Origin of the sequence: Solibacillus sp. FSL H8-0538 (assembly GCF_038003525.1) — a bacterium.
In the GTDB taxonomy this organism is placed as follows: Bacteria; Bacillota; Bacilli; order Bacillales_A; family Planococcaceae; genus JBBOPI01.
Genome location: NZ_JBBOPI010000001.1, coordinates 1596291 through 1620422 on the forward strand (window position 1 = coordinate 1596291; position 24132 = coordinate 1620422).

The 24132-nt window shown below is 37.5% G+C and carries 24 protein-coding genes; 20 read left to right on the forward strand and 4 right to left on the reverse strand.

The genetic code is table 11. From position 1 onward, the window contains the following. The first annotated feature begins 40 nt into the window (after positions 1-40). Positions 41-1591, forward strand: a complete 1551-nt coding sequence (gene tnpC / locus MHH87_RS07465; protein WP_340748686.1) for an IS66 family transposase — start codon at positions 41-43, stop codon at positions 1589-1591. 19 nt (positions 1592-1610) lie between these two features. On the opposite strand, the gene MHH87_RS07470 is transcribed toward tnpC, so the two are convergent. After that, positions 1611-1760 (reverse strand): hypothetical protein, encoded by a 150-nt coding sequence (locus tag MHH87_RS07470; RefSeq protein ID WP_340748687.1) that lies wholly within the window; start codon positions 1758-1760, stop codon positions 1611-1613. A 300-nt stretch (positions 1761-2060) separates the two neighbouring features. Here MHH87_RS07470 and MHH87_RS07475 point away from each other — a divergent pair, with 300 nt between their 5' ends. From MHH87_RS07475 to MHH87_RS07495, 5 genes are all read left to right on the forward strand, one after another. Next, on the forward strand, positions 2061-2492 hold the full coding sequence (locus MHH87_RS07475) for a BrxA/BrxB family bacilliredoxin (protein ID WP_340748688.1): 432 nt from the start codon (positions 2061-2063) through the stop codon (positions 2490-2492). Beyond that, positions 2480-3265: a class I SAM-dependent methyltransferase gene (locus tag MHH87_RS07480; RefSeq protein ID WP_340748689.1), complete on the forward strand. Its 786-nt coding sequence runs from the start codon at positions 2480-2482 to the stop codon at positions 3263-3265. Before MHH87_RS07475 ends, MHH87_RS07480 begins: the two co-directional genes overlap by 13 nt. A gap of 164 nt (positions 3266-3429) precedes the next feature. Beyond that, positions 3430-5418 (forward strand): KAP family P-loop NTPase fold protein, encoded by a 1989-nt coding sequence (locus tag MHH87_RS07485; protein ID WP_340748690.1) that lies wholly within the window; start codon positions 3430-3432, stop codon positions 5416-5418. Between the two features lie 215 nt (positions 5419-5633). Beyond that, on the forward strand, positions 5634-6431 hold the full coding sequence (locus MHH87_RS07490) for an AMP-binding protein (RefSeq protein ID WP_340748691.1): 798 nt from the start codon (positions 5634-5636) through the stop codon (positions 6429-6431). A 117-nt stretch (positions 6432-6548) separates the two neighbouring features. Then, positions 6549-6794, forward strand: a complete 246-nt coding sequence (locus MHH87_RS07495; RefSeq protein WP_340748692.1) for an AMP-binding enzyme — start codon at positions 6549-6551, stop codon at positions 6792-6794. Positions 6795-7222: 428 nt separating this feature from the next. On the opposite strand, the gene MHH87_RS07500 is transcribed toward MHH87_RS07495, so the two are convergent. Continuing rightward, a complete protein-coding gene (locus MHH87_RS07500; protein WP_340748693.1) occupies positions 7223-7801 on the reverse strand; it encodes a lysozyme inhibitor LprI family protein in 579 nt (192 codons plus the stop codon). 1288 nt (positions 7802-9089) lie between these two features. Between MHH87_RS07500 and MHH87_RS07505 the strand changes: the two genes are divergently transcribed. The 6 genes from MHH87_RS07505 to MHH87_RS07530 all read left to right on the forward strand — a co-directional run bounded on the left by MHH87_RS07505 (position 9090) and on the right by MHH87_RS07530 (position 14120). Next, positions 9090-9683: a YpjP family protein gene (locus MHH87_RS07505; protein WP_340748694.1), complete on the forward strand. Its 594-nt coding sequence runs from the start codon at positions 9090-9092 to the stop codon at positions 9681-9683. A gap of 185 nt (positions 9684-9868) precedes the next feature. Continuing rightward, the gene (locus tag MHH87_RS07510) at positions 9869-10141 is read left to right on the forward strand and encodes an integrase core domain-containing protein (RefSeq protein ID WP_340748695.1); all 273 of its coding nucleotides are present in this window, start codon (positions 9869-9871) and stop codon (positions 10139-10141) included. 118 nt (positions 10142-10259) lie between these two features. Next, entirely contained in the window at positions 10260-10544 is a 285-nt protein-coding gene (locus tag MHH87_RS07515; protein WP_340748696.1) for a trypsin, read from the forward strand. A 399-nt stretch (positions 10545-10943) separates the two neighbouring features. Next, positions 10944-12134 carry a GGDEF domain-containing protein gene (locus tag MHH87_RS07520; RefSeq protein WP_340748697.1) on the forward strand — a complete coding sequence of 397 codons (1191 nt, stop codon included), beginning with the start codon at positions 10944-10946 and terminating at the stop codon, positions 12132-12134. A 525-nt stretch (positions 12135-12659) separates the two neighbouring features. Next, positions 12660-13637 carry a thymidylate synthase gene (locus MHH87_RS07525; protein ID WP_340748698.1) on the forward strand — a complete coding sequence of 326 codons (978 nt, stop codon included), beginning with the start codon at positions 12660-12662 and terminating at the stop codon, positions 13635-13637. A gap of 12 nt (positions 13638-13649) precedes the next feature. Next, positions 13650-14120 (forward strand): dihydrofolate reductase, encoded by a 471-nt coding sequence (locus MHH87_RS07530; protein ID WP_340748699.1) that lies wholly within the window; start codon positions 13650-13652, stop codon positions 14118-14120. Between the two features lie 161 nt (positions 14121-14281). On the opposite strand, the gene MHH87_RS07535 is transcribed toward MHH87_RS07530, so the two are convergent. After that, positions 14282-14878 carry a hypothetical protein gene (locus tag MHH87_RS07535; RefSeq protein ID WP_340748700.1) on the reverse strand — a complete coding sequence of 199 codons (597 nt, stop codon included), beginning with the start codon at positions 14876-14878 and terminating at the stop codon, positions 14282-14284. A 171-nt stretch (positions 14879-15049) separates the two neighbouring features. Here MHH87_RS07535 and MHH87_RS07540 point away from each other — a divergent pair, with 171 nt between their 5' ends. The 5 genes from MHH87_RS07540 (at position 15050) to MHH87_RS07560 (ending at position 20716) form a co-directional block, all read left to right on the forward strand. After that, entirely contained in the window at positions 15050-15724 is a 675-nt protein-coding gene (locus tag MHH87_RS07540; protein ID WP_340748701.1) for a response regulator transcription factor, read from the forward strand. Continuing rightward, positions 15714-17117: a HAMP domain-containing sensor histidine kinase gene (locus tag MHH87_RS07545; protein ID WP_340748702.1), complete on the forward strand. Its 1404-nt coding sequence runs from the start codon at positions 15714-15716 to the stop codon at positions 17115-17117. Before MHH87_RS07540 ends, MHH87_RS07545 begins: the two co-directional genes overlap by 11 nt. Positions 17118-17188: 71 nt before the next feature. Beyond that, positions 17189-18061 carry a peptidylprolyl isomerase gene (locus MHH87_RS07550; protein WP_340748703.1) on the forward strand — a complete coding sequence of 291 codons (873 nt, stop codon included), beginning with the start codon at positions 17189-17191 and terminating at the stop codon, positions 18059-18061. A gap of 129 nt (positions 18062-18190) precedes the next feature. After that, the gene (locus MHH87_RS07555; RefSeq protein ID WP_340748704.1) at positions 18191-19264 is read left to right on the forward strand and encodes a tartrate dehydrogenase; all 1074 of its coding nucleotides are present in this window, start codon (positions 18191-18193) and stop codon (positions 19262-19264) included. Positions 19265-19633: 369 nt separating this feature from the next. After that, positions 19634-20716 (forward strand): mechanosensitive ion channel family protein, encoded by a 1083-nt coding sequence (locus tag MHH87_RS07560; protein WP_340748705.1) that lies wholly within the window; start codon positions 19634-19636, stop codon positions 20714-20716. 74 nt (positions 20717-20790) lie between these two features. Here the strand turns inward: MHH87_RS07560 and trhA are convergent, their stop codons facing one another. Continuing rightward, the gene (gene trhA / locus MHH87_RS07565; protein WP_340748706.1) at positions 20791-21432 is read right to left on the reverse strand and encodes a PAQR family membrane homeostasis protein TrhA; all 642 of its coding nucleotides are present in this window, start codon (positions 21430-21432) and stop codon (positions 20791-20793) included. Positions 21433-21631: 199 nt separating this feature from the next. Here trhA and MHH87_RS07570 point away from each other — a divergent pair, with 199 nt between their 5' ends. From MHH87_RS07570 to MHH87_RS07580, 3 genes are all read left to right on the forward strand, one after another. Beyond that, positions 21632-22474 (forward strand): DegV family protein, encoded by an 843-nt coding sequence (locus MHH87_RS07570; RefSeq protein ID WP_340748707.1) that lies wholly within the window; start codon positions 21632-21634, stop codon positions 22472-22474. A gap of 171 nt (positions 22475-22645) precedes the next feature. Continuing rightward, complete coding sequence (locus tag MHH87_RS07575; protein ID WP_340748708.1) at positions 22646-23554, forward strand: GDSL-type esterase/lipase family protein; 909 nt, start codon at positions 22646-22648, stop codon at positions 23552-23554. Between the two features lie 5 nt (positions 23555-23559). Beyond that, a complete protein-coding gene (locus MHH87_RS07580; protein ID WP_340748709.1) occupies positions 23560-24132 on the forward strand; it encodes a YpmS family protein in 573 nt (190 codons plus the stop codon).

The window sequence follows — 24132 nt, forward strand, 5'->3', positions numbered from 1 at the left end:
TCATCCATAACTTATACTGAACGGAAATGTGGTGAATGATTTGACGAACGTTTCTCCTAAGCAAGAAAATCAAAATGAACGATTAATTCGAATGCTTGAGCAACAATTAGCTCAGTCAAATCGACAAATCGAAGCGTTGACTGAACAAGTTCGCCAATTAACCAAGGCTTTATACGGTTCAAAATCGGAAAAATCAAAGTATAAAGCACCAGACGGACAAGGTTCTTTATTCGAAGACGATCCGTCTTTTAGCGATTCTGAGCAGACAGAAGAACAAAGCACGGCAATGATTACGTATACCGTTGTCCGTAAATTACATAAGAAAAAACGGAATGATTCTTTTCGTGACGGGATTGAAATAGAAGAAATTCACCATCATCCTGAAAACACGCAATGTGACTGTTGCCTTGGTCAAATGACCGAAGCTGGTACGACCATTGCGCGTGAGGAAGCAAAATTCATTCCGGCTACAATGAAGCGTGTTCAACATATTGAACACGCTTATGAGTGTAGGCATTGTAAAAAAGATACTACTCAAAAAGCGCAGATGAAACGTGGAAAAGCACCGCAAGCTGCCATTCAACGTAGCATTGCAGGACCTACTGTTTTAGCAAAACTCATCTACGATAAGTTCATCCAGTACTTACCTCTTTACCGCCAGGTGAAGGAGTGGGACCGATTTGGTCTGCTTACCAATGACAAAAACTTATCGAATTGGGTCATTCGTGCAGCAGAAGATTGGCTTCTACCGGTTTATGAGCAGATGAAGCAGACATTAACAGCAAAATCTGTTCTGCATGTGGACGAAACGTATGCGCAAATTATTAAACGATCAGATGGTAAATCAGGTCAATCGAATGCCTACAATTGGGTGTTCCGAAGCGTGCCAAGCCAAGGACCAATCATCGTTCTTTTCCAAAGTGCTTTATCGAGAAGTCGTTCTGTATTAGAAAACTTTACAGCTGGCTTTAAAGGAACCGTGATTTGTGATGGATATTCTGCATACGGCAATCTACCTGATGTCACGTTCGCCAACTGTTGGGCGCATGTACGACGTTATTGGCTGAAAGCTGATAGCAGAAACGGTCAAATTGGTGTGGATTACTGTGACCAACTGTATCACTTAGAACGTCAATTTAAGCATCTTTCACCAGGTAAACGACGAAAAGCACGGCAAAAACATTCGAAACCGATTGTAGAAAAGTTTCTAAAATGGGTAGATGAATCCCCTTTCTTCGGAAAAAATGCCTTGGCAAAAGCTGCCGAATATACATTAAATCGTGTACATGGGTTAAAAGCTTTTCTGCTCGATGGTCGCATTGAAATCGATAATAATCCAGCTGAAAATGCGATTCGCCCTAATGTGATCGGCCGAAAGAACTGGCTTTTCTCTGTTAGTGAAGCTGGTGCTAAAGCGAATGCGATCTGCTTAAGTTTGGCTGAAACAGCAAAAGCAAATGGTATCGACTTCTATCAATACCTAGTAACGTTAATGACAGAGCTGCCGAATTTACCGATCCATCAGCAACCCCAAATTTTAATTAACTACATGCCTTGGTCAAAAAATATCCAAGCCACATGTGCTAAATAGCCATCTATCCGAAAAAAGTTCAGATAGATGGCCATTCGTCGTGCGTACCGAAAAGGTGCGCTTTTTTATATTTCGGGCTTACGATAATTTCTTTGTTTGTAAGTTCATCTGTCATTTTATCTTTTACCACTGCCCACTTAATTTCTGAAGAATAATTTGTTTTGCTCATCCAAAAACACCTCCGAGTTTATGTACGTATTTTCAACGTACACTAATTGGAGGTGTTTTATGTTGTCTTATAAAATTATGTTAGTCCAGTACTTTTAAAATGAGGTGCCGAGTTTTATATTTTATTAAACACAACCAATTTGTTTTTTTTACAAGCCATTAAAAGGGTTCAAAAAAAGTCACACGAAAGTCACAAAAAATATAAAAAAATTCGAAACGCTATGAAAATCCGAATTTTGTACAAGTGCGAAAAACCTTGTTATAATAGGCTTTGTGAATATAAATGAAAGAGGTAGATAATATGAATGCTTACGACGAATATATGCGCCAAGTAACTCAACCAATGCGTGATGAGTTAGAGAATGCAGGGTTTACACAATTAACAACTGCGGATGCGGTAAATGAATTTATGGCGACGGCAAAGGGGACTTCTTTAGTTGTCATCAACTCTGTGTGCGGATGTGCGGCAGGTCTTGCTCGTCCAGCAGCGCGTGAGGCGATTGCGGAAGTGAAACCAGATCACTTAGTAACTGTGTTTGCGGGTCAAGATCAAGATGCAACTGCTTCAATGCGCGCATTCTTTGATGAGGTACCACCAAGCTCACCATCAATGGCGATTTTAAAGGACGGCGAGTTAGCGTACTTTATTCCTCGTGAAAATATCGAGGGCTTCCCGATGGAGCAAATTCGCGATCATCTTGCTGATGTATTAAAGCAAATATGTGCGGAGTAACAATTGTTACAACGGCCGGGCGTCCAGATGAATTGACACAAGCGTTAGCGGACAAGGCATGCGCGGAGCTAGGATTACGCTTTGAGCCGCGCAAAAAGCGTTCCGTTACAAAACTCAGTGAGCAGTTCAGTGCGAATGTCATCGTTGCAGGAAAAAATCGATACGAATATTATATGAAAGGTGCAGATGCGCCTTTCTTTTTTCATCCGAATTCGGCGGCGTTTCGCTTGAAGCGTGTAGCACGTGGTGAGGCAGAACCGCTTTTATCGGCTTGTCAGCTCGAACAAGGGGATTCCTTCCTTGATTGCACGCTTGGCATTGGCGCTGATAGTATGCTGGCGGCGTTTGCAGTAGGTGAGAGTGGACGTGTAGTTGGACTAGAAGCAGACCGAAATGTTACTTTCATTGTACAAAAAGGGATGCAAACGTATGATACAACTGAACTTCCTTTAACAGCTTGCATGCGCGGCATTGATGTGATTCATTCTGAAGCGGTCAACTATTTAAAGCAGCAGAAGGACAATAGTTTTGACGTAGTGTATATGGATCCAATGTTTGAAAAAGTAATCGAAGAAGCAACGAATTTTGAAGTGCTTAGAGTAGCAGGTACCCATATCGCATTGTCTGAAGAGTGGGTGCGTGAGGCAAAGCGTGTTGCGAAAAAACGTGTTGTCTTAAAAGCACATTATCAGTCTGAATGGTTCGAGCAGTTTGGCTTTGTGCGTGATATCCGCTTAACGGCGAAGTTTCATTATGGTGTAATAATAAAATAACAACAATTAATCTCGTCAGCATAAGCGCTGGCGGGATTTTTTTAGCTGTTGTTAGCTTTCTTTTTTTCTCAATACGATCTTTTTAAAAATGTGAATTAAATATAAAATGAGTTTAAAAAGGTTTAATTGTATTATAATGGAATAAATTTAAAGGGGGTTATTTGATGACAAATGTAAAAGAAGTGAAATATCTTGGGGTGACGGATATTCCGATTTTGAATTCATCGGAGGATTCTTTAAAGGTAGAAATGTACATAGAAGGTCTTGTCGACTTTATTTCTTCTTGTAAAACGCCAATGACAATTGCCCTACAAGGTGACTGGGGGACTGGTAAAACATCATTTATAAATCTTGTAGATCATAAGTTATATGAAAAAACAGACGCATTAAGTAAAAATATGGATACAAAATCTAAATCAAAAGAGCGTGGTTACAAAGAAGATAAGGTTGTAACAATTAAATTTAACACATGGAAATACTCACAATTTAACCAAGAGGACCATTTAACACTTTCATTTTTAAGCTATTTAGTTAGTGCGTTGATTGGTAAGAAAATGCCGGAAATTTATGAGGAAGCATTAAATGATCAAACAACGGATAAAACACCTTCATTTGCAAAACGTTTCTTTAATACAATGGGTACTTTAGCTTATGATGTTACAAAAGATGTATTTTCTGGAGCGCTGATGGCAAGCTTCGGGGTTGCTCCAGCAAATGCTGCCGGACAAGTTAATAATAATTCGGACCAATCAAAGAAAATAAATGTTTTCGAGCAAACGAAAATTTATGATTCAGCAATTGCGATAGAGACACTGAAAGAGATGTTCCAAGAGGCAGTTCGCCAAAAATTACTAGATTCAGGTTGTGATCGGGTTGTCATCTTTATTGATGATTTAGATCGACTACAGCCTAAGCTCGCTGTTACTTTGTTAGAAATTATCAAGCTTTTCCTAGATATTGAAAAATGCGTATTTGTACTAGCCGTTGATTATACAGTTGTAACTCGAGGCATTCGACTTAAATATGAAGATGAAGATATTTCAGATGAAAAAACACAAAGCTTCTTTGATAAAATGATTCAAGTGCCATTTCATATTCCAACAGAGTTTTATAATTTCGAAGAGTTTTTAATTGATAATTTAAAGGGATATATAAAAGACCAAGAACAAATCGAAAAAATTAAAACCGTTATGCATCGCAGTATTGGACGTAATCCACGGGCTGTAAAACGTTTACTTAATTCATTTTATTTAATTTCTAGCATTGCATTCCGCGATTCTGATACTAAACAGAATGAAAGTAAGCAATATGCACAATTATTAGCAGTTTTATGTATGCAATTAGCGTATGAACCAGTTTATAAATATTTCTGTGAAAATGATAAGGACTTACCAATTTTCCGTGTGCAATCAGGTGATGATGTTGGTAGGCTTTTATCAAATGAACTCATTTCCTATAAAAAACAGAATTTATCGAAGTATTATTCATTTATTATTTCTTTAAAAGAATTTGTTTTTGGTGAACTTGATTTACTCTCTGAAGCTGAAAAGAATCCAGATGTTTTAGCAGCGTTAGAAGATTTACATTTAGTATTAAATTATGCCAAAATCACAGACGAAAAAGACGGTGGTTCGAGCGATGAATACCAAATTATCAAACTATCCGAAATTACCCAATTTAATGGTTTACAATCAACAGTTGAAACAATAAAATATAAAGAACCTCTAAATGAAAGAACGACAAATGGTCAAATGTTTGAAATTTTAGGACATATCATTTTGAATAATGAAACATATATTAAAAAAATCGAGTCATTAAGTGATATGCATGAGGGAGGGCTTGATACGCGACTTGTTTTGCCTCTAATTTGGAAGCTTTCTGATGATGAGAAAAAAAACCTGGCAACCTATGCTCCAAGATATGCGAATGAATATAAAAATTATGTTCAAACATTGTCAAAGCGTCAAGTACCTGGAACAAACACAGAAATTATCACAAACTACACAGCAATCGATGTTGTAAAAAACCTGTATCATATATTAAAATACTTAAACTATGATGGAATTGATAATATTCAAGTATATGTAAAGAATAAAACAAAGAAAAACCAAAAGAAAACAGAACAAGAAATAAAAGAGCCGGTAACTGTATAAACAAACGGTATTACAATTATTCTGAAATTTATATATATATTGAAGCTGCCTATTAAAGGTGGCTTTTTATTATGGAAATTTTTACTAACAAGCATTTTAAACGATTGTAAAACATAAAAGTATAGAAGAAACTTTGCGAAATAGACTTGCTAATAGATTGGACAATATTCTTTAGATAGCTGAGAGAAAACCTGAAGAATGGGAGTGGTAGACAAATGGTATTACAAAAAAATCCAAAGTTCTATAATCATGCACTACCAGATTCAATTGATTTACCAGTGTTTCCGATTGGAAGAATGTTTAAAGGTAGCAAGGGGAAATATGGAAATGGAACAGCGGTTATTTTCAATAATCACCGTATTTCCTTTAAAGAGCTTTATACTGAATCTCTTAAATTAGCCAATGCACTTTATGAACTTGGCTATGGGAAGGGGGATGTTATTACAGTCTATCTTCCGAATAGTATACAATTTGTTATTTCTTATTATGGAATTATCCTTTCAGGTGCAACGTATTCGCCTATCGATCCTTTAATGCCAGTAAGTGAAGTGGTTTCTCAAATTAAAGATAATGGGACAGTAGCAGTTATTGCACATGAGTCCTGTGTGAAAAATCTTGTAGATCATGCGGATGAACTACTGTTAAGAAACGTTATTGTCACAGGAGACGTTGAGCTGGACGGATTTGATGTATTCATTGATTTATCTCAATTCAGTTCAAATTATTTTGGCTTTAATGATCTAAAAATTCGTTTTGAGGCAAAACAGTTGAACCTTCTAATTGATCCACAAAAAAATAGTACGTATCTATCCTATACGGGCGGTACTACAGGCGGTCAAAAGAGTGTGCTAAGTAAGCACTATAATTATGTAAGTAGTTGCATAGTCTCAGGTGCAAGTAGGGGGATGCTGCCATATATAATTGATAGTGATGGTGTAACAGTCAAACCTTTGACAATGCAGATGAATTCTTCCAGGAATAACTATGCATCCCCAAAACAGCAGTTACCATGAGTCCAGCACCGATCTACCCTATATCCGAGTTAAAGGGATCTGTTGGTGTATGGATTGTAAAAGGTGTAACAGTAGCTCATATTAACCGATTTAGTCCGGATGAATTTATCAATAATATTGAGAAGTATAAATAGACGTGATGAGGTTAGTATTATTACCATTATAGATAGTAAAAAGGACAGGCTTATTAATAACGGCTATAATAATTATCCTTTTCAGTTAGAAGAACTACTTTATGAGCATGAATTAGTAAAATCCTGTGTAGTAGGTGGAATTACAGATGAAATGGTTGGGGGAAAGCCAAAAGCCTTCGTCGTATTGAAACCAGGTGCCACGGCCATACTTGAAGAGATTAAGCACTAAGTAAACGAACGTGTCGTACATTTTGCAAAAATCCTTGGAATCGAAGCAATAAATGAATTACCAATGCAAGCTACAGATGAAATTTTTAAGAAAGAAATTCAAAAAACTGGAAGAAGCAAGAATAAACTAAAGAGCGCTATTCAAAAGTATAGGCGAGGGGAAATTTCCGTCGTCTTTTTTAGTGGAAATGAACCTAAAACTTTCCCATCTACAAAAATAAGGACATCAACTCGCCTTATTTTGGGCGAGTTGTGTCTTTCTAGCGAGTTTTTCCATAGGCTGGCGGATAGCTACGTAAAGAGATGTACTATGTCAAATATGTGAACTGAAATGGGCTATATAAAGGTACTGAAAAATATCAATCAAAACATGGCGTCAAAAATAATTGATTTAGCCGACTTCGGTATTGTACCGGAGTTAGCTGAAAATCATTTCATATACTCTACTAACTCATAACATCTTTCTTTCGTAATGCGTGCAAGTGAAGATAAATACTGTAACGATTCCATTGTGCCACCTTCAAAAATTAATGATTCTTCCTTAGCTTTTTTTTCTTTGTCAATAATCCACTGCCGTTGTTCTTCCTGTAACTTGTTCATCTCAGTGGTTGAAAGTTGTTGTTTGAGTACATCGTAAATGTCATTTAAGGCTGTATCCCATCGTTTATATGCGTTTGCTTCAGCTTCTTTCATTTCTGATATGACACCCTTAGCATATAAAGGTTTGAGGTCACCTAAATTTTTTTCTATTGTATGAAGTTTTTGTATATACTCAAATTTTTTAGACTTTAAAACTTCTTCCAGTGGTAAGTAGGTAGTTATTACAAGTTCATCTTTTTTTAATGTACTGATTAAATTTCCGTTATAACTTTTGCTACCTAGCACCTTATTAAAATCCATAGTTGCTACTGCTAATTCCCCCTTTTCTGTTGCATTTTCTGTAGGATTATTACATCCAGCTAAGAGAGAAAGTAAGCTTCCGATAGTTACTATTAAGTATTTTTTCATGAGATCACTCCCTGATTTGTTGGGTCAACCATTTCTTTATTTTTCCATAAAACGCTTATTTTTATACATTTATTTAGAAAGACACAACTCGCCAAAAATAGGGCGAGTTGATGTGCTTACTTATGTGAGTGGGAATGATATACTTTCTCATCAACTAAAAAACCATCTTCTAAAACTACTGTAGAAAGTAGGGAATTTGATTTCTATACAAATATATGTTATATTAAGAGCAATGCTATTTTAGATAGCAATATAAATAAATTGGCATTCTGCTAGTGATTTTTGAAGATACTTATTCACACTGGCGCAAGCTAAAGGGCTGCAAGGACGCAAAAGAAGGTTGGGTTTGCGTTGCTTAAGTTAGAAAGTTTTAGTGGAATTTTACCGCGGTTAAAACGGAAGCATGAGCGCTTCTAATAATAGTAAATTTCCCCGGATGATCGGGTCGAGACATATAATTTATTTATAACGTTATCTATTAAATACTAGAGGGGTATCTTCCAAGCGAAGATACCCCTTGTCTAATTTTATGGAAGTTTTTTGATTGGGGTTTTGTTCAAAGGGCGTTGTTGGTTCGGCAGGCAACACTTAGTGAGTTCAGCACCAAAGTCAATTCGTTCAAGCAGCAAGTTGGTTCGTACAAGGGTGAAGTCAGTGCGTTCGAAGAGCAAGTTGGTTCGGCAGGCAACACTTAGTGCGTTCAGCACCAAAGTCAGTGTGTTCAAGCAGCAAGTCGGTTCGTACAAGGGTGAAGTCAGTGCGTTCGAAGAGCAAGTTGGTTCGACAGGCAACATTTAGTGCGTTCAGCACCAAAGTCAGTGTGTTCAAGCAGCAAGTTGGTTAGTACAAGGGTGAAGTCAGTGCGTTCAATGAGCAAGTTGGTTCGGCAGGCAACACTTAGTGCGTTAAGCACCAAATTTTCCTTGTAAAATCAATGGGAAATTAGAAAGTCACAATTCGCTAAAAATAGGGCGAGTTGAAGTCCTTACTTATGTAGATGGAAAAGTAATAATTTCATATCCACTAAAAAAGCTGCTCATAATTGAGCAGCCGTTTAAAATATTAGTCCGTAAAGCATAAAGAAGTCATATAGCCTAACATTAGTAATAAGCCAATGCCAATAACGATAGATGTATCCATAAAATAAAACCTCCCTTTGAAAAAAAAGAACAGTATTTACATATTTATTGTACAATGAAAGTAAAAAAGATGAAACCTTTAATTGGGTAATTCGTATATAAAGTATAGAGGATTTTATAAAAATGTACATATAGGGAAGGTGATTGTCATGAAAAAATGGTTATATAAATCGTTGGTCGTTTCGGTAGCGCTTTTAACATTCGGAATGATTACACCGAAACATGAAATTTGGACAACGCTAGAGTATGGAGTTGAGCCGAATCGAACACATGAATCGAGTGGAAATGATTTATCAGCAGCATTTCAGCTAGATACAATTTTACTTGAAGATAGTCGTGAAGAGGCGAGCATTGATACAATTTTATCTGCGGCTAAACAGCAATCTTACATAAAGTTCGGCTCGCGTATTGGGCCAGTTATTGAAAATGAATTTGAAACAAACATCTTTCCTAAAATGGAGGAAGCAATTGAAATAACACTTGCACGATTAGGGAATGACGCAATCCAATCACTAACAATTACAGAAAAGCCAAGCGGCGCATATTCTGAAAAGATTTTCCACATTATCGATAATGCGACAGCACAAGATGTTATCCGCTTCCACGTACGTACTGAAAATCGTCCATTTGACGGTTTTTATTATAATTTCCATTATCATACGATGGAAGATTCCTATGTAACACACTACAATTTGGGCGAAATTTACTGGTCCAAAAACACACCGCCTAAATGGTTGTCATAATTCACACCTTACACCTACAAAATTTGTGGGTGTTTTTTGGTGCATTATACCCCTTCAAATCAACGTTCTCGAGCCTTGAAAACTATGCAAAAAATATACAGTGACAATGATTTTGAAGTTTTAGGCATTCCTAGAGCGACCTATTATCGCTGGTTGAAGGAGGGCGTGAAGGAAGAATTAGCAGTGTGTATACATCGTATGCGTATCAAAATTATGTGAAGGAAATGAATTTGGTAGGGAGTATGTCGCGTCGAGGGAACTGTTGGGACAATGCAGTGATTGAATCGTTTCAGGCGATTTTGAAAACAGAAGAATTTCAATATGTAAAATTTAATTCGTTACCACTAGAAGAAGTACGCAAACGTGTAGAGGAATATCTTTTGTATTACAATGAGGAGCGAATTCAAGAAAAATTAGACTACCTGACGCCAAAAGAATTTATTCATCAAGCAGCCTAAAGTAGGTGTTTTATGTGTGTCTCAAATCGTTATGTCAGTTTGAAAGATAGGCTTTTTTGCTTCTTAAAAAAGGATTATTGTACTATATGTCGAATGTAGGTAGAAATGGGGGGATAGCATGCTTACAAATAGCGCTGAACGTATGAAAGTTAACATATTTATGACTTTTGATGAATTATCAGAATACATATTGGTGACGCTCGACCGCCATGAATTAATTGTAAAAGTGCTTTATTACAGAGCTGAAAAAGACGAAATCACTGATATAGACTTAGACAAATTTGAAGTCGTAAAGAGTTTTACATGCGCTAATTTAGAGGAAGCGGAGCTCAAGTATTCCGAGTGGAACGATTTACGTATAGCTGTTTCGATGATTTCCGAGTACTTAAAAAATCAAAATTGATGAAAGTGAAGCAAAAGTAGGGTGCGCAAAATTTTAAAGCCTTCCGCATAAAAAATGCAGAGGGCTTTATTTTTTTGTAACGATCAAATTAAAAGAGATTCAGAGGTTATATTTGGAATTAATTGAATCGGAATGGACATATACTTATAGTAGTAAATACATTCAAGAAAAAATAGTAATAGAGATAAAGTGCTATGTTCTGCGCTAATATTAGGTAAAGCCCCTATAAACATAAGGTCTCATTAACAGTAATTAGCGTATGAGTAGGATGAACTGATTTTTAGGGAATTCATATGACGAAATAGTTTGATAATTTGCGTTTGTGGTATATAATGAGAAATATTGCGCATAGTGACTTTTGGCACACCAATGAATTAGGGGAATTGGAGGTAGGGACTAATGCAAATGGCACGTGAAAGCGAAAGTATTCACTTGAAAAAGGCCATGCTACAGCATAATATACGTAAAATTAGTTTAGTTAGTAAAATAACAACCGTGATTTTGCTATTTGTAATAATTTCACAGCTTACAATGCAACTAATAGGAACTCAAAAATACCTAAAGGACGTTTCGCTTACTATAATTCCTTATTTACTGCTCATCCTATTTAATGTATTTTGTTTATATTTAACAGACGTATCGAAAATTAGAATAAAAAATGAATATATTCACAAAACAGAAAAGCTCATTACAGCCTATATAATAATTATTTTTGCTTTTGGTGTTGCGATTACACTTGTTGATAGCATGCTCTATAATAAATTAATGGTTTACACACTTGTAACACTTATTTGTTCATCATTCTTTGTACTGAGGAAAAAGCAGTTATTAGTACCGCTAGTCATTGCAGGGAGTCTTTTAGGCATAGGTCTCTATGCGAAAAATGGATTAGATGAAATATTCCTGACTCAATTGCTATACATAGCAACCGTCATGGCAGTTTCTCATTTATTGTCCAGATCATACTATCGTTCGTTTGGTCTATCTGCTCGCGTGCAGGAAGATTTATTACGTGAAATCGGTTTTGGTCGTAAAATTTCTAGAGAGTTACGTGAAGCAAACCGCAAACTAGGATTACAGGCGGCACATGATCCGCTAACGAAACTATTTAATCGCCGAGCTTTTAATGAATATGTGGATAATTTAGAGCTGCGTACAGATGCAGGTCCATTTTCATTAACTGCTGTGATGCTCGATGTGGATTGTTTTAAATTATATAATGATTATTATGGCCATTCACAAGGCGATTTAGTGCTTAAAGAAATTGGGAATGTACTTATCGAAGTAGCCGAGCATTACGGTATTTTCACTGCGCGCTGGGGTGGAGAGGAATTTGCGCTTCTCATAGTTAATGAATCAGAAAAAAAAGTGCGCATTGTTTGTGAAGAAATTATTCATGCAGTGCATTTGCTGAAAATTGAACACAATACATCATTAGTTGATAAAGTAGTCACGGTAAGCATGGGTGCTAAATCCGAATTTATTTCTAAACCTAAGCAAATATTAGAGTGTGTGGAAGCAGCAGACGAAGCACTGTACGAAGTGAAAAAGAGCGGCCGTAATGCATATTTATTACGAACGATAGTATAAGAAATTGAATTAGAAAAAAGGACCGAAGTAGCAACAATGCTACTACGGTCCTTTATAGTTGGAATAGCAAGTATAACTATCCCATCCACATAAGTAAGGATTGCAACTCGCTCTATTTTGGGCGAGTTGTGTCTTTCTAATGTGGGTGCTCCTAAAAAGTGCAGTTTCATGATGCATATTAATAGTATGTGCGATGGACAGTATAAACGACAATTCCTCATAAAGACGTCTTAATTCATCTTCCGTCATTTCTTTGTTTAACTTTTCCACGGATTAATTGTGACTTTTCCTGCAGGAGTAACTCGCCATCGTACCAATGCTTTCTGAATAATATAAAACAGAAAAAAAACAATGAATTAATTCTGCTTCGGAGTTTATCAGTTTAACTAAAAAATAGTATTATTAAATAATATAACCAAATTGGTGCGTTATGTAAATTTTGGCGTTTGTGTACCAATCCTAAAACAATAATTTAATTTCTCTAGAATTGATATATAATAATGATTTGAGGAGAGTGATTGCAGGATGACACATCCAGAACAAGCGTATTTAGATTTATTACGCTATATAATAGAAAATGGAACAAAAAAAGAAGATCGAACAGGGACAGGGACATTAAGTATATTTGGTTATCAAATGCGTTTTAATTTAGCGCATGGATTTCCGTTAATTACGACAAAACGCGTGCCTTTCAAGCTCGTAGCAAGCGAGTTATTATGGTTCATCAAAGGTGATACTAATATTCGATATTTATTACAGCATAATAACCATATTTGGGACGAGTGGGCGTTTAAGAGATGGGTTGAATCTGATGAATATAAAGGTCCTGATATGATAGATTTTGGTCGTCGCTGTTTAGTGGACGAAGAGTTCAATAAAATGTATCAAATCGAGCTAAACGCATTTTGTGAGCGTGTGCTAGAGGATGATGATTTTGCTGCTAAATACGGAGATCTTGGCAATGTATACGGCAAACAGTGGCGAAACTGGACATCTTCAACAGGAGAGCGAATTGATCAGCTGCAAGATGTCATTGACCAAATAAAATCCAATCCAGATTCTCGCCGCTTAATCGTTAATGCATGGAATCCTGAGGACGTTGTGAATGCTGGGGCGAAGGGAAGTAAAGCTGCTTTACCTCCATGCCACGTCATGTTCCAGTTTTTTGTTGCAAACGGCAAATTAAGCTGTCAATTAATGCAACGTAGTTTAGATACGCTGTTAGGCTGTCCGTTTAACATCGCCTCGTATGCACTATTAACACATTTAATCGCACATGAATGCGGGTTAGAAGTAGGCGAGTTTATTCACAGTATTGGGGACGCGCATATTTACTCAAATCACATTGAGCAGGTGAAGGAGCAGCTATCCCGCGAGCTGAGAGATTTACCAACACTGAAAATTAATCCAGCAAAGACATCGATTTTTGATATTGAGCTAGAGGATTTATCGATTGAAGGCTATGATCCGCACCCGGCGATTAAAGCACCGATTGCGGTATAAAAGGAGAATTGGATGATTTCATTAATAGTAGCACATGATAAAAATCGTGTAATTGGGTATGACAATGGTATGCCGTGGCATTTGCCAGGTGATTTGCAATATTTTAAGGAAATGACGATGGGTAAGCCAGTTATTATGGGGCGTAAAACGTTCGAATCGATTGGTCGCCCGCTCCCAGGTCGCCGCAATATTGTTATTACACGCAATACGGAATTTACTGCCCCAGGTATTGAAACCGTTCCTAGCTTAGAAGCAGCACTTGACCTTGTAAGTGAGGTAGAGGAAATTATGATTATTGGCGGTGAACAAATTTTCAAGCTGGCCTTACCGCTTGCTGATAAATTGTATATTACTTTAATTAATCATGAATTTACAGGTGATACGTATTTCCCAACGTATGATGATTGGACGCTTACTGCGAGCCGCGAGCCCATTACGGCACCAGAAGGCTATACATTTACTTATTGTATTTTTGAGAAGTGATAGGTTGAAAAAAGGTTTGCGCCATTAAATTGAGCGCAAACCTTTTTTCTATTATTCTTTTATAAGCAATACGTCATAACAATAAAAAATGTCCCATGTAAAGAGTGTTAACCAACCTACTATTACTAGCTAGGGTTTGTGTATTGATTAAAAGGAAATAATTAAATAGAATTGATATTTTTCGTTGCTAAGTACTGCGTATAAGCTGAAGATGACGAAAGTTGTGACATTAAACTAGAATTCGTCGTAGCCTCAGATGTTTTTTGTGTTAAGTATTGACTCAGTAGATTGACATTTTGCGTCATTTGCTCAAGGCGAAGCTTCGATGCTATGGAACTTTTGTCTACTAAACTTTCTTCATAATTTGTTGCTTGTGCTTGCAAATTGTCCTTCGCAGCTGTGAGCATTTTCATTTGCTGTGCTAGGAAATTCGATTGTAAAAAGTTTGAAAATGTATCGGTTGTCGTGGAATCATTGTTATTGCTAGTTGTTGACGATGTATCTAAATATGAAGATAAAATATCGTTACCCGTAGAACTCCCCCCAAGCAGGCTCTCAAGTGAGCTAGACATTCCGAATGAAGACAAATCTGAAAACAATGAACTTGTCGATGTTTTATCGTTGCTTGCTGATGTAGCAGTTAAGAAGTAATCAGCAAAGCTTGTTGAATACATATTAGAAGATGTATTCGTAGACGACTTCGTTGAGCCTGGAAAGCGTCCGGAAGTTGTGTAATAACTTGAAATATCCATAGCCATAATCATTCACCTCCCTTCCATTATCGGTTATATTACACTAAGTTTTATTTTAAAGGGTGAATATGTCAGTTAGAAGTCGACCAAATTCAACAATAAGTGCTACTGACATTTTCTTGACATAAAAGGGTGGTATACTATTGGAAAAAAAGGAACAAAAGGTGAGAAGTAAGCATGCGAAAAATTTTAGTTATTGAAGATGAACTGGCCATTAGTCAAGTTTTAAAAGCATATTTAATGAAACATGAATTTGAAGTCGTTCAATGCTTCACCGGCTCACAGGCAATTGACATATTTTTAGACGCAAAGCCGGATTTAGTACTTTTAGATGTGATGCTACCAGGGAAGGATGGCTGGACCATCTTAAAGGAAATTCGTGAAAGAACTTCGACACCTGTCATAATGCTTACGGCGCTTGGGGAAGTAGAATATCGCTTAGAAGGCTTCGAGGAAGGGACAGATGATTACATTACGAAGCCATTTATTGGTGAGGAGGTCGTGGCACGTGTAAAGGCGGTATTGAGGCGTGCAAACTCGGAGCGGCAGGAACGGTGCAAATTCGGCCAATTAGAAATTGATTTTAAAGGGCATTCTGTATATATGGAGGGGCAAGAAATTGAATTAACGCCCCGGGATTTATCGGTGCTGCTGTTTTTAGCAGAGCATCCGAATCAAACGTTTACACGGGATCAACTGTTAGAACATGTATGGGGATGGGAATATGATGGCAGTGATCGTGCCGTTGATTTAGCGATTAAGCGCATCCGTAAAGCATTAGTAAGTTGGCCAGAGCAAGACGGCGAAATTCGTACATTACGAGGGCTTGGGTACCAGTTCCATGTTTACTAAACATAAGCGCGTATCTCTTCTTTCGTACTGGACGAGTCGCTACGTTCTTACATTACTAATAGGTCTTGGCTTTGTGTTCCTTATTTCAATTTTATGGGTGCGCCATACAACACTTGAATACCGTCTTGAAATGATGGAATATATGACGGATGAAATGATTCACCGGATTACGAATAATGAATCACCAGGAGCTGGAAAAGGTCGAGATATCCCTAATTTTATTGATGAAAAAGACCGCCCGAACTTCCGTGATATTAATCCTGTTATGTATATTGCAGATGCGGAAGGCAACGTACTTACGAGCAATCGGCCGTTCAATCCAGTACCGAATATAAAGTTTGCGGATTTTCTTAGTCATAGTGAGGGGGTTGTAAAAACAACAATCGATGGCGAGGCACTTTATATGGTGAAGCGTGAAATTATTTCAGAAGAGGAGACACTTGGCTATCTTTTCGTTGTCGAAACAAAGGCGATACTCGTGCAGGTGAAGCAGGAATTCGGACAGCTTACTTTGTTAATCGTGACGCTCGGCTTACTCGGTTGGTGTGCGATTTACTATTTATCAAAACGTTTGTCTCGGCCGATTAAGAACGTGGCAGAGGCCGCAAAGCTTGTGCAGGAGGGCAATTACAATTTTGAACTCCCTTCTTTGATTAAAGAAAAGGAAGTATATGAGCTCGTCACGTCCTTTAAAGAAATGGCAACAAAACTAGAGCAGCTGGAAAAAACGCGTACCCAACTACTCGCTGGAGTGACGCATGAATTAAAAACCCCAGTTACATCAATAAGTGGTCTTCTCCAGGCTGTACAGGACGGGGTGGTAACCGATGCTGATGCGGATGAATTCATTCAAATGGCGCTTGTGGAAACGACAAAAATGAAAACAATGGTCGGCGATTTACTGGCGTTTAATACATTTGCTGTAGATGCAGTGCCTGTCCATATGACGACGATGGATGCCAATGATTGCATTCAGAGTATTGTAGCAAGATGGGGGGCTACGCGTGAAACGTTCGAAATTATCGTTCATAAATTACAGACAAATGTAGAAGTACGTGTGGATCAAGTGCGCATTCAGCAAATCATCACGAATATTTTAACAAATGCAGCACAGGCTATGAATAATAAGGGTACTCTGACAATTTCACTAAATGAACAATATGAATTTGTTCACGTCAACATCCAAGATAATGGCTCAGGGATTCCGGAAGCAGATCAACCTTTTGTATTTGAACGCTTTTACCGAGGGGAAAATAAAAAATACGCGGTGCGCGGTTTAGGGCTCGGCTTACCACTAAGTAAAATGATGGCGCAGTCTATAGGTGGAGACCTTCAGCTTATCTCCAGTGATAAAAACGGTACATGCTTTGAAATTTTATTAAAAAAAGAATAACTTGACATGTAGTTGACACACTGTGCGTATATACTAAAGGTCTAAAGAAACAAACTATTGGAGGAAACATAATGAACATGAAGAAATTACTAAAGATGGGTACCATTCCATTCGCATTATCAGCAATGCTTGTAGGCTGCTCTGATTCATCATCAGAAACAGTCGCGACTGTAAACGATGAGGCCATCACATCGGAACAATTAAACACAAAACTTACACAGCAATACGGTTCGGAAATTTTAGATACACTGATCACAAATAAAATTATCGAGCTAGAAGCGAAAAAATTAGACGTCTCTGCTAGTAAAGAAGAAATTGAAGAAGAATACAAAGAGTATGCGGACATGTATGGTGGTGAGGATGCGCTTCTTGAGGTGTTATCATCATATAATGTCACTGCAGCTGACATTAAAAAGGACATTGAAATTTACTTATTAACCGTAAAAGTGATGGAAGACTATGTTAAAATCACTGATGAAGATGTTAAAACTTACTTTGAGGAAAATAAAGAAACATTTGGTACAGCTGAACAAGTGGAAGCGAGCCATATTTTAGTCGCTGACGAGAAAACAGCAAATGAAGTCGAAAAAAAATTAAAAGCGGGTGAGGATTTTACTAAGCTAGCTAAAGAATACTCAACAGATACTGCTAATAAAGAAACTGGTGGTGCACTTGGCTTCTTCGGTCGTGGTAAAATGGCAACAGAATTTGAAGATAAAGCATTTTCGATGAAGGTTGGCGATGTGAGTGAGCCAGTTAAAACAGAATTTGGCTTCCATATTATAAAAGTGACAGATAAAAAAGAAGCAAAAGAAGCGACATTTGAAGAGTCAAAAGAAGAAGCACGTGTAGCATTACTTGAACAACGTGTAAATGAACAATATCCAACGTGGGTAGAAGAAAAACGCGGAGAATATGATATTGTAAATAATTTATTTAAATAATTGACTAAATCTCCGCTACTGTGCGGAGATTTTTTAGTGGTTAAGGAAATATAAAATTACCTATCGTTCCTCGAGAAAAAACCTTATAGTTAAAAAGAAAGAATTTTCTTATTATAAAGGAGACCAACGATGCATACATATAAAATTGCCGTCATACCAGGGGACGGAATCGGGAAAGAGGTAGTACCAGCTGCGATCGAAGTACTAGATGCAGTTGCAAAAATGGACGGAACATTTCAGTTTGAATGGACGGAATTTCCATGGGGCTGTGACTACTATTCAACGCATGGGGAAATGATGCCAAAGAACGGCATAGATACATTGAAACAATTCGACCAAATTTTTCTTGGTGCAGTTGGCATGCCAGAGCTTGTTCCAGATCACATTTCTTTATGGGGTCTACTCATTAAAATTCGTCGTGAAATGAAACAGTCTATTAATGTTCGACCAGCTAAGCTATTAAAAGGGTTAGAATCGCCGCTGAAACACCCGAATAACTTTGATATTACAGTTGTTCGTGAAAATTCAGAAGGAGAGTATTCGGAAAGTGGCGGTCGAATTCATCAAGGCGATGATGAAATTGCGCTGCAAAATGCGATCTTCACACGTAAAGCAACAGAGCGTGCGATGCGCTATGCATTTGAACTGGCAAAAAATTCACACGGCCATGTAACGAGTGCGACGAAATCAAATGGGCTTACCTATTCAATGCCGTTTTGGGATGAAGTTTTTTCCGTGGTGAAGCAGGATTATCCGGATATTGATACAACGGTAAACCATATTGATGCCCTTGCTGCATTTTTTGTGATGAAGCCGGATACCTTTGATGTCATTGTCGCATCCAACTTGTTTGGGGATATTTTAACGGATCTTGGGGGTGCAATTATGGGTAGCATCGGGATAGCGCCAGCTGCAAACTTAAATATTGAGCGCGAGTATCCGTCAATGTTTGAACCGGTACATGGCTCAGCACCGGATCTTGCAGGACAAGGACTTGCAAACCCAATTGGTCAAATTTGGACAGGTAAAATGATGCTAGATTTCTTAGGCCATCATGAGGCAGGTGCCCGGGTTATGAATGCAATTGAAGCGACACTTGAGCGGGGCATTAAAACAGGTGATATCGGTGGCACAGCAACACTAGTAGATGTGAAAGTAGCAATTTTACAGTATCTTCAAACACATGAGGAAGTTACGCTATAATGTATAGAAAAAATCCACGAAATGAAGGCGGTCTCTCATGCGGGAGGCCACTGCCCGTGAAAAAGCGAGTGCCAGAGCACGAATGCCCTATCATTATTTAGCAGATATTTATTGGAATTCTTAGTAGAAATCCTCTTTTTCAGTGCCCTCGGAAAGACGCCGTCTAAGTCACCAATATTCGAAAATAAAATCATTATTGCTGAAGTTGTGGAACAATTTATCGAGTAATAATTTTATTTTAGATTCTCATTTAAGGTGAAACTTAAATGGTGTTTTTTTCGTTTATTTAGTAAATAATTGAGAATTTAGTGCTTTGGTGCTATGATTCAATTCGACAACTTTGAATAAACGAAGAAGGGAAGTAACTGTATGTTAGACTCAATTCGCTGGCTCATTCCGAATGTGAAGGAACCAACGATGATGGATGTTGCCATTTGCCTAGTTATTATTATTGTAGGCTGGTTAGTACAACACTATGTAATTAAAAAAATAATTAACTGGAACGTAAAGCATCTTGAAAAAAAAGCAAATCCTTTTTATGCGCGCGTTATAGAACAGTTTAGCCGTTCAATTCGCTATGCTTTTTTTATGGTTGTTATATTTTTTAGTCTGTCATTTTTAATTGAAGTATCACTGTTCTCTAGTCCGAAAACGCAAAACTTATTTATTTCGTTTATGGTATTTTACGTGTTTAAGGGTATTCATGATTTGCTGACGTATTATACGAAAAATCCGAGTAGCTTTTATAGCATTAGTAAAGATCAAGATCTGCTGACACCATTTTTCCTACGTATTTCAAAAGTAATCGTTATGCTCATTGCATTATTTACCATTGCCTCGTTATGGAACTTTAATCTAAATGGATTTTTGACGGGGATTGGGTTAACGGGTGTGGCATTAGCGTTTGGTATACGGGATACGCTTGGGCATGTATTTGGTGGGCTGAGTGTTGCCCTTGATAAGCCATTCCAAATAGGTGATTGGGTAGCAACGGAGGATTTTAAAATCGAAGGCTTTATTGAAGATATTAACCTGCGCAGTACGCTCATCCAAACAGGCGATAAAGGCTTAGTGTACGTGCCGAACTCGTATTTAGTGAACCGCCCGCTGTACAATTTAAGTAAGCGTACAAAACGTAAATGCGAACTGTTTTTTTATGTGTCAACGGAAAATAGTGAGGATGCTGTGCGAAAAATTTGCGAGGAGATTCGCGAGCAAATTTATTTACATAAGAAAACAGATAAAGACATAATCTACGTCAATATCGATGAAATGCGTCTGAGCTCATTTCGTATGTTAATTCGTTTTTACGTTGTAACAAATGATATGGGTGAAATGCTCGAAGTCAAACAAGATATTTTATTTGCGATGAATCAAATATTAGAGGATGCACAAATCTTAGTTGCTGAACACGAAAAAGAGCTTTGGGTTCATCAAGAAATTGTAAAGTAATAGGTAAAAAATGCTCGTAGTATAATGAGTGAAGGTATAAAAAATAGAGGCACCCAATATGGATGTCTCTATTTTCATAAGTAATTGACAACGCAGCCAACCATACAGCCGCAACCAGCAAGTACGAATAAGTGCCAAATCGCATGATTGTACGGCAGGCGTGTCCACGCATAAAAAATGGAACCAAATGTAAAGAATAGCCCACCAGCAAGTAATAGTGTAAAGCCATCAAACTGTAGGAAACTATACAAAGGCTTAATGGCAAGTATAATCAACCAGCCCATTACAATGTAAAGTATGAGTGAGAACGTTTCAAAGCGGTGAATAAATAAACATTTAAACACAATGCCAAATAGCGCAATAACCCAAATCAGGCATAGCAGTACAATTCCAAGCGTACCAGCAATTGCAATTAGTAGGAACGGCGTGTAAGTTCCTGCAATTAATATATAAATAGACGAGTGATCTAAAATCGAGAAAAAATTCTTATATTTAGCTGGCATACTATGTAGTAAAGTTGACATTAAAAATAATAAAATAAGTGAAGCACCGAAAATCGAGAACGATACGATTTGTATTGTAGATTCATTACGTACAGCCATAATAATCATTAATATGCAAACCGGAATACTTAGTAAAAAACCAATCCCGTGAGTAATCGCGTTCCATAATTCTTCTTTCCAATTTTTATAATCAAATGCTTCGTGATCAAACATGAGCATTCACTCCCTTCAATGTCTTAACTATACTAGAATATTAAAAATGCATATACTGTCATTTGTCATATTGTTGTACTACAATATGTCATATCGGTTTAAATGACATGAGAATGTACAGAGAATGACAATTGTCATATTGGTAAACGAATGTATTTTACTTATAATAAACAGAAGATATATAAAGGATGTGTCGACTTTGGGGCGAATTCATATTGTAACGGACTCAACTTGTGATTTAACAAAAGAAGAAATTGAAAAAAATAGTATCCATGTTGTTCCATTAACAATTCAAATTGATGGCAATACATATGTGGATGGTGTGGACGTTGAGCCAGATTCGTTTTTGGAATTAATGCGTGGGGCTAATGAACTACCAAAAAGCTCGCAACCAGCACCTGGGAAGTTTAAAGAGCTTTATGAGGAACTAGGGAAAGACGGCGACCAAATCATTTCGATCCATATGACAGGTGGCATGAGTGGTACTGTGCAATCCGCGCGTCAAGCTGCAGATATGGCGGATGCAAACGTAACGGTAATCGATTCTCGTTATATTGCATTTGCGCTAGCGTTCCAAATTCGTGAAGCGATTAAGCTTCGGGATGCAGGTGCAACAGTTGAAGATATCGTTGCTCGTCTCGATGAAGTTCGCGCAAACTCACGATTATTTGTTATTTTAGATACACTTGAAAATATGGTTAAAGGCGGACGAATCGGGAAAGGTAAAGCGATGTTTGGTTCTTTATTGAATATCAAACCGATTGGGAGCTTAGATACTGGGGCATATACACCAATAGCAAAAGTTCGTAGCCATAAGCAAGTAGTAAAGTATTTATTTAACCAATTTTTAGAAGACACAGCTGGTAAAACGGTGAAAGCTGTAGGAATTTCTCATGCAAATGGTCTAACTACAATGGGTAACCCATTAATAGAGCTGGTTCAAGAATCTGGCTTTGCCAATGTAGAAATTGCTTTCACATCACCGGTTATTAGTACACATACAGGTGAAGGTGCAATAGGCTTTATGTACTTTGCTGAATAAATAAACGGCTAGCCATCTGTTTCTCGGTAGCAAAAAAGTATGTTTCTCGACTTTTTCGACTACAATGAGAAATAGATGGTTTTTTCTGTTTAAAACGGGCGTAAGTGTCTTTTCTTTCACATCCATTAACTTTATAATTAATGTTAGATAAAATTCGAAGGAGAAAGTAATATGAAGCTTTATACAATATTCTTTATAAGCTGTTTATTACTTTTCGGATGTTCCATAACGGTTGATGAGCCACAAGCTCCAACAGAGAAACAGTTAGTTGGGCAAGAAGTAACCCCTTCATTATTGGTTGACGAGGAAACCGCTTCTGTTGAGGAAGAAAGCTCATCGATAGTACAAATACTTGAAACTATTTTTCAGCTGGAGTGGGCTTCGAAAAAGAGTGTAGATGCCAAAGAAGTTTCGTATTTAGCACTAGGGGATTCATTGACACGTGGAATTGGTGATGAAAAAAACAAGTACGGGTATACCAATCGTTTAGTCGAACAACTCGAAAAGTGGCCAAATGTTAAAGAAATAAATTTAGATAATCGTGGAAAACGTGGTCGCCGTAGTGACCAGTTACTTGCTTTGCTAGAGAAGGGGCATTATGATGAAGCACTTGCAAACGCGGATCTGATTACTATAACAATAGGTGGAAATGATGTCATGAAAGTTGTGAAATCCGACCTATTTGACTTGAAAAAAGAAATGTTTGATAAAGAGTTAATTTCCTTTCAAGCACGTTACTTAAAGATTTTCGAGGCAATCCGTTTTCGGAATCCGAATGTTCCAATAGTTGCGATAGGTTTTTACAACCCGTTTTCCATCATTGTCGATGAAGTGACGCCGTTTAAACCAATTATTCATGAGTGGAATATGGAAATACAAAAGCTTGCAGAAGCGGACGGCAATGCATGCTTTATCCCTATAGAAGATTTATTTGATTCAAATGCAGATATGGTCTATCATACAGATTTCTTCCACCCGAATAGTAATGGCTATGAACGGATGACAGAACGCATCGTTGAAACGATGAAAACATGCAAAATTGAAGAAATGTCAGCCGGTTTGATAGGATTTGAGGAGTGAAAAAAATGAATAAATGGAAAGTCGCCTTTTTTATACTAGCAGGTACGATTCTATTCGCGATTGCAGCGTTGCTTTACTTGGCGACTTCACCCGTACAGCAAGAGCCTTTGCAACAGCAAGTCGAAGCAGAAGGCAATGTGCTTACTGTTCAGACAACTGCACAAGAGTTTGAAGCAATTGCAAAACAATATCTAGGGGCCGCAATGAATAAAACGCCACTGCCTGTGGAAATCGAAGTAGAAGATAAAATTTATTTATATAGTGAATTAACGATTTTTTCGATAGATGTGCCGATTAAAATGGATTTTGATCCCATCGTCGATAATGGCAATATTCGATTAAAGCAAACAGCGGTCCATGTTGGGAAACTGAATATTCAACCGCAAACAGTTCTAAAATTAATGAATGATGCCATAGATTTCCCGAATTGGATTACGGTGCGGCCGAATGATGAAGAAATTTTCGTCGATTTATCTCGCATTAATATTGCATCGGGTTCTCGTGTTCGCGCCAAGGAAATTGATTTAGCAAACGACAATATTCTACTTGAAATCATCGTACCAGCAGACGCTAAATAA

Bases quoted from the DNA above. Each gene is read 5' to 3' on its own strand.
- MHH87_RS07500 (WP_340748693.1), bottom strand. From the start codon at position 7,801: ATGAAAAAATACTTAATAGTAACTATCGGAAGCTTACTTTCTCTCTTA.
- trhA (WP_340748706.1), bottom strand. From the start codon at position 21,432: ATGTTTGATCACGAAGCATTTGATTATAAAAATTGGAAAGAAGAATTA.
- MHH87_RS07480 (WP_340748689.1), top strand. From the start codon at position 2,480: ATGTGCGGAGTAACAATTGTTACAACGGCCGGGCGTCCAGATGAATTG.
- MHH87_RS07545 (WP_340748702.1), top strand. From the start codon at position 15,714: ATGTTTACTAAACATAAGCGCGTATCTCTTCTTTCGTACTGGACGAGT.
- MHH87_RS07560 (WP_340748705.1), top strand. From the start codon at position 19,634: ATGTTAGACTCAATTCGCTGGCTCATTCCGAATGTGAAGGAACCAACG.
- MHH87_RS07525 (WP_340748698.1), top strand. From the start codon at position 12,660: ATGACACATCCAGAACAAGCGTATTTAGATTTATTACGCTATATAATA.
- MHH87_RS07475 (WP_340748688.1), top strand. From the start codon at position 2,061: ATGAATGCTTACGACGAATATATGCGCCAAGTAACTCAACCAATGCGT.
- MHH87_RS07550 (WP_340748703.1), top strand. From the start codon at position 17,189: ATGAACATGAAGAAATTACTAAAGATGGGTACCATTCCATTCGCATTA.
- MHH87_RS07580 (WP_340748709.1), top strand. From the start codon at position 23,560: ATGAATAAATGGAAAGTCGCCTTTTTTATACTAGCAGGTACGATTCTA.
- MHH87_RS07530 (WP_340748699.1), top strand. From the start codon at position 13,650: ATGATTTCATTAATAGTAGCACATGATAAAAATCGTGTAATTGGGTAT.
- MHH87_RS07470 (WP_340748687.1), bottom strand. From the start codon at position 1,760: ATGAGCAAAACAAATTATTCTTCAGAAATTAAGTGGGCAGTGGTAAAA.
- MHH87_RS07575 (WP_340748708.1), top strand. From the start codon at position 22,646: ATGAAGCTTTATACAATATTCTTTATAAGCTGTTTATTACTTTTCGGA.
- MHH87_RS07515 (WP_340748696.1), top strand. From the start codon at position 10,260: ATGCTTACAAATAGCGCTGAACGTATGAAAGTTAACATATTTATGACT.
- MHH87_RS07490 (WP_340748691.1), top strand. From the start codon at position 5,634: ATGGTATTACAAAAAAATCCAAAGTTCTATAATCATGCACTACCAGAT.
- MHH87_RS07505 (WP_340748694.1), top strand. From the start codon at position 9,090: ATGAAAAAATGGTTATATAAATCGTTGGTCGTTTCGGTAGCGCTTTTA.
- MHH87_RS07520 (WP_340748697.1), top strand. From the start codon at position 10,944: ATGCAAATGGCACGTGAAAGCGAAAGTATTCACTTGAAAAAGGCCATG.
- MHH87_RS07485 (WP_340748690.1), top strand. From the start codon at position 3,430: ATGACAAATGTAAAAGAAGTGAAATATCTTGGGGTGACGGATATTCCG.
- MHH87_RS07555 (WP_340748704.1), top strand. From the start codon at position 18,191: ATGCATACATATAAAATTGCCGTCATACCAGGGGACGGAATCGGGAAA.
- MHH87_RS07540 (WP_340748701.1), top strand. From the start codon at position 15,050: ATGCGAAAAATTTTAGTTATTGAAGATGAACTGGCCATTAGTCAAGTT.
- MHH87_RS07535 (WP_340748700.1), bottom strand. From the start codon at position 14,878: ATGGCTATGGATATTTCAAGTTATTACACAACTTCCGGACGCTTTCCA.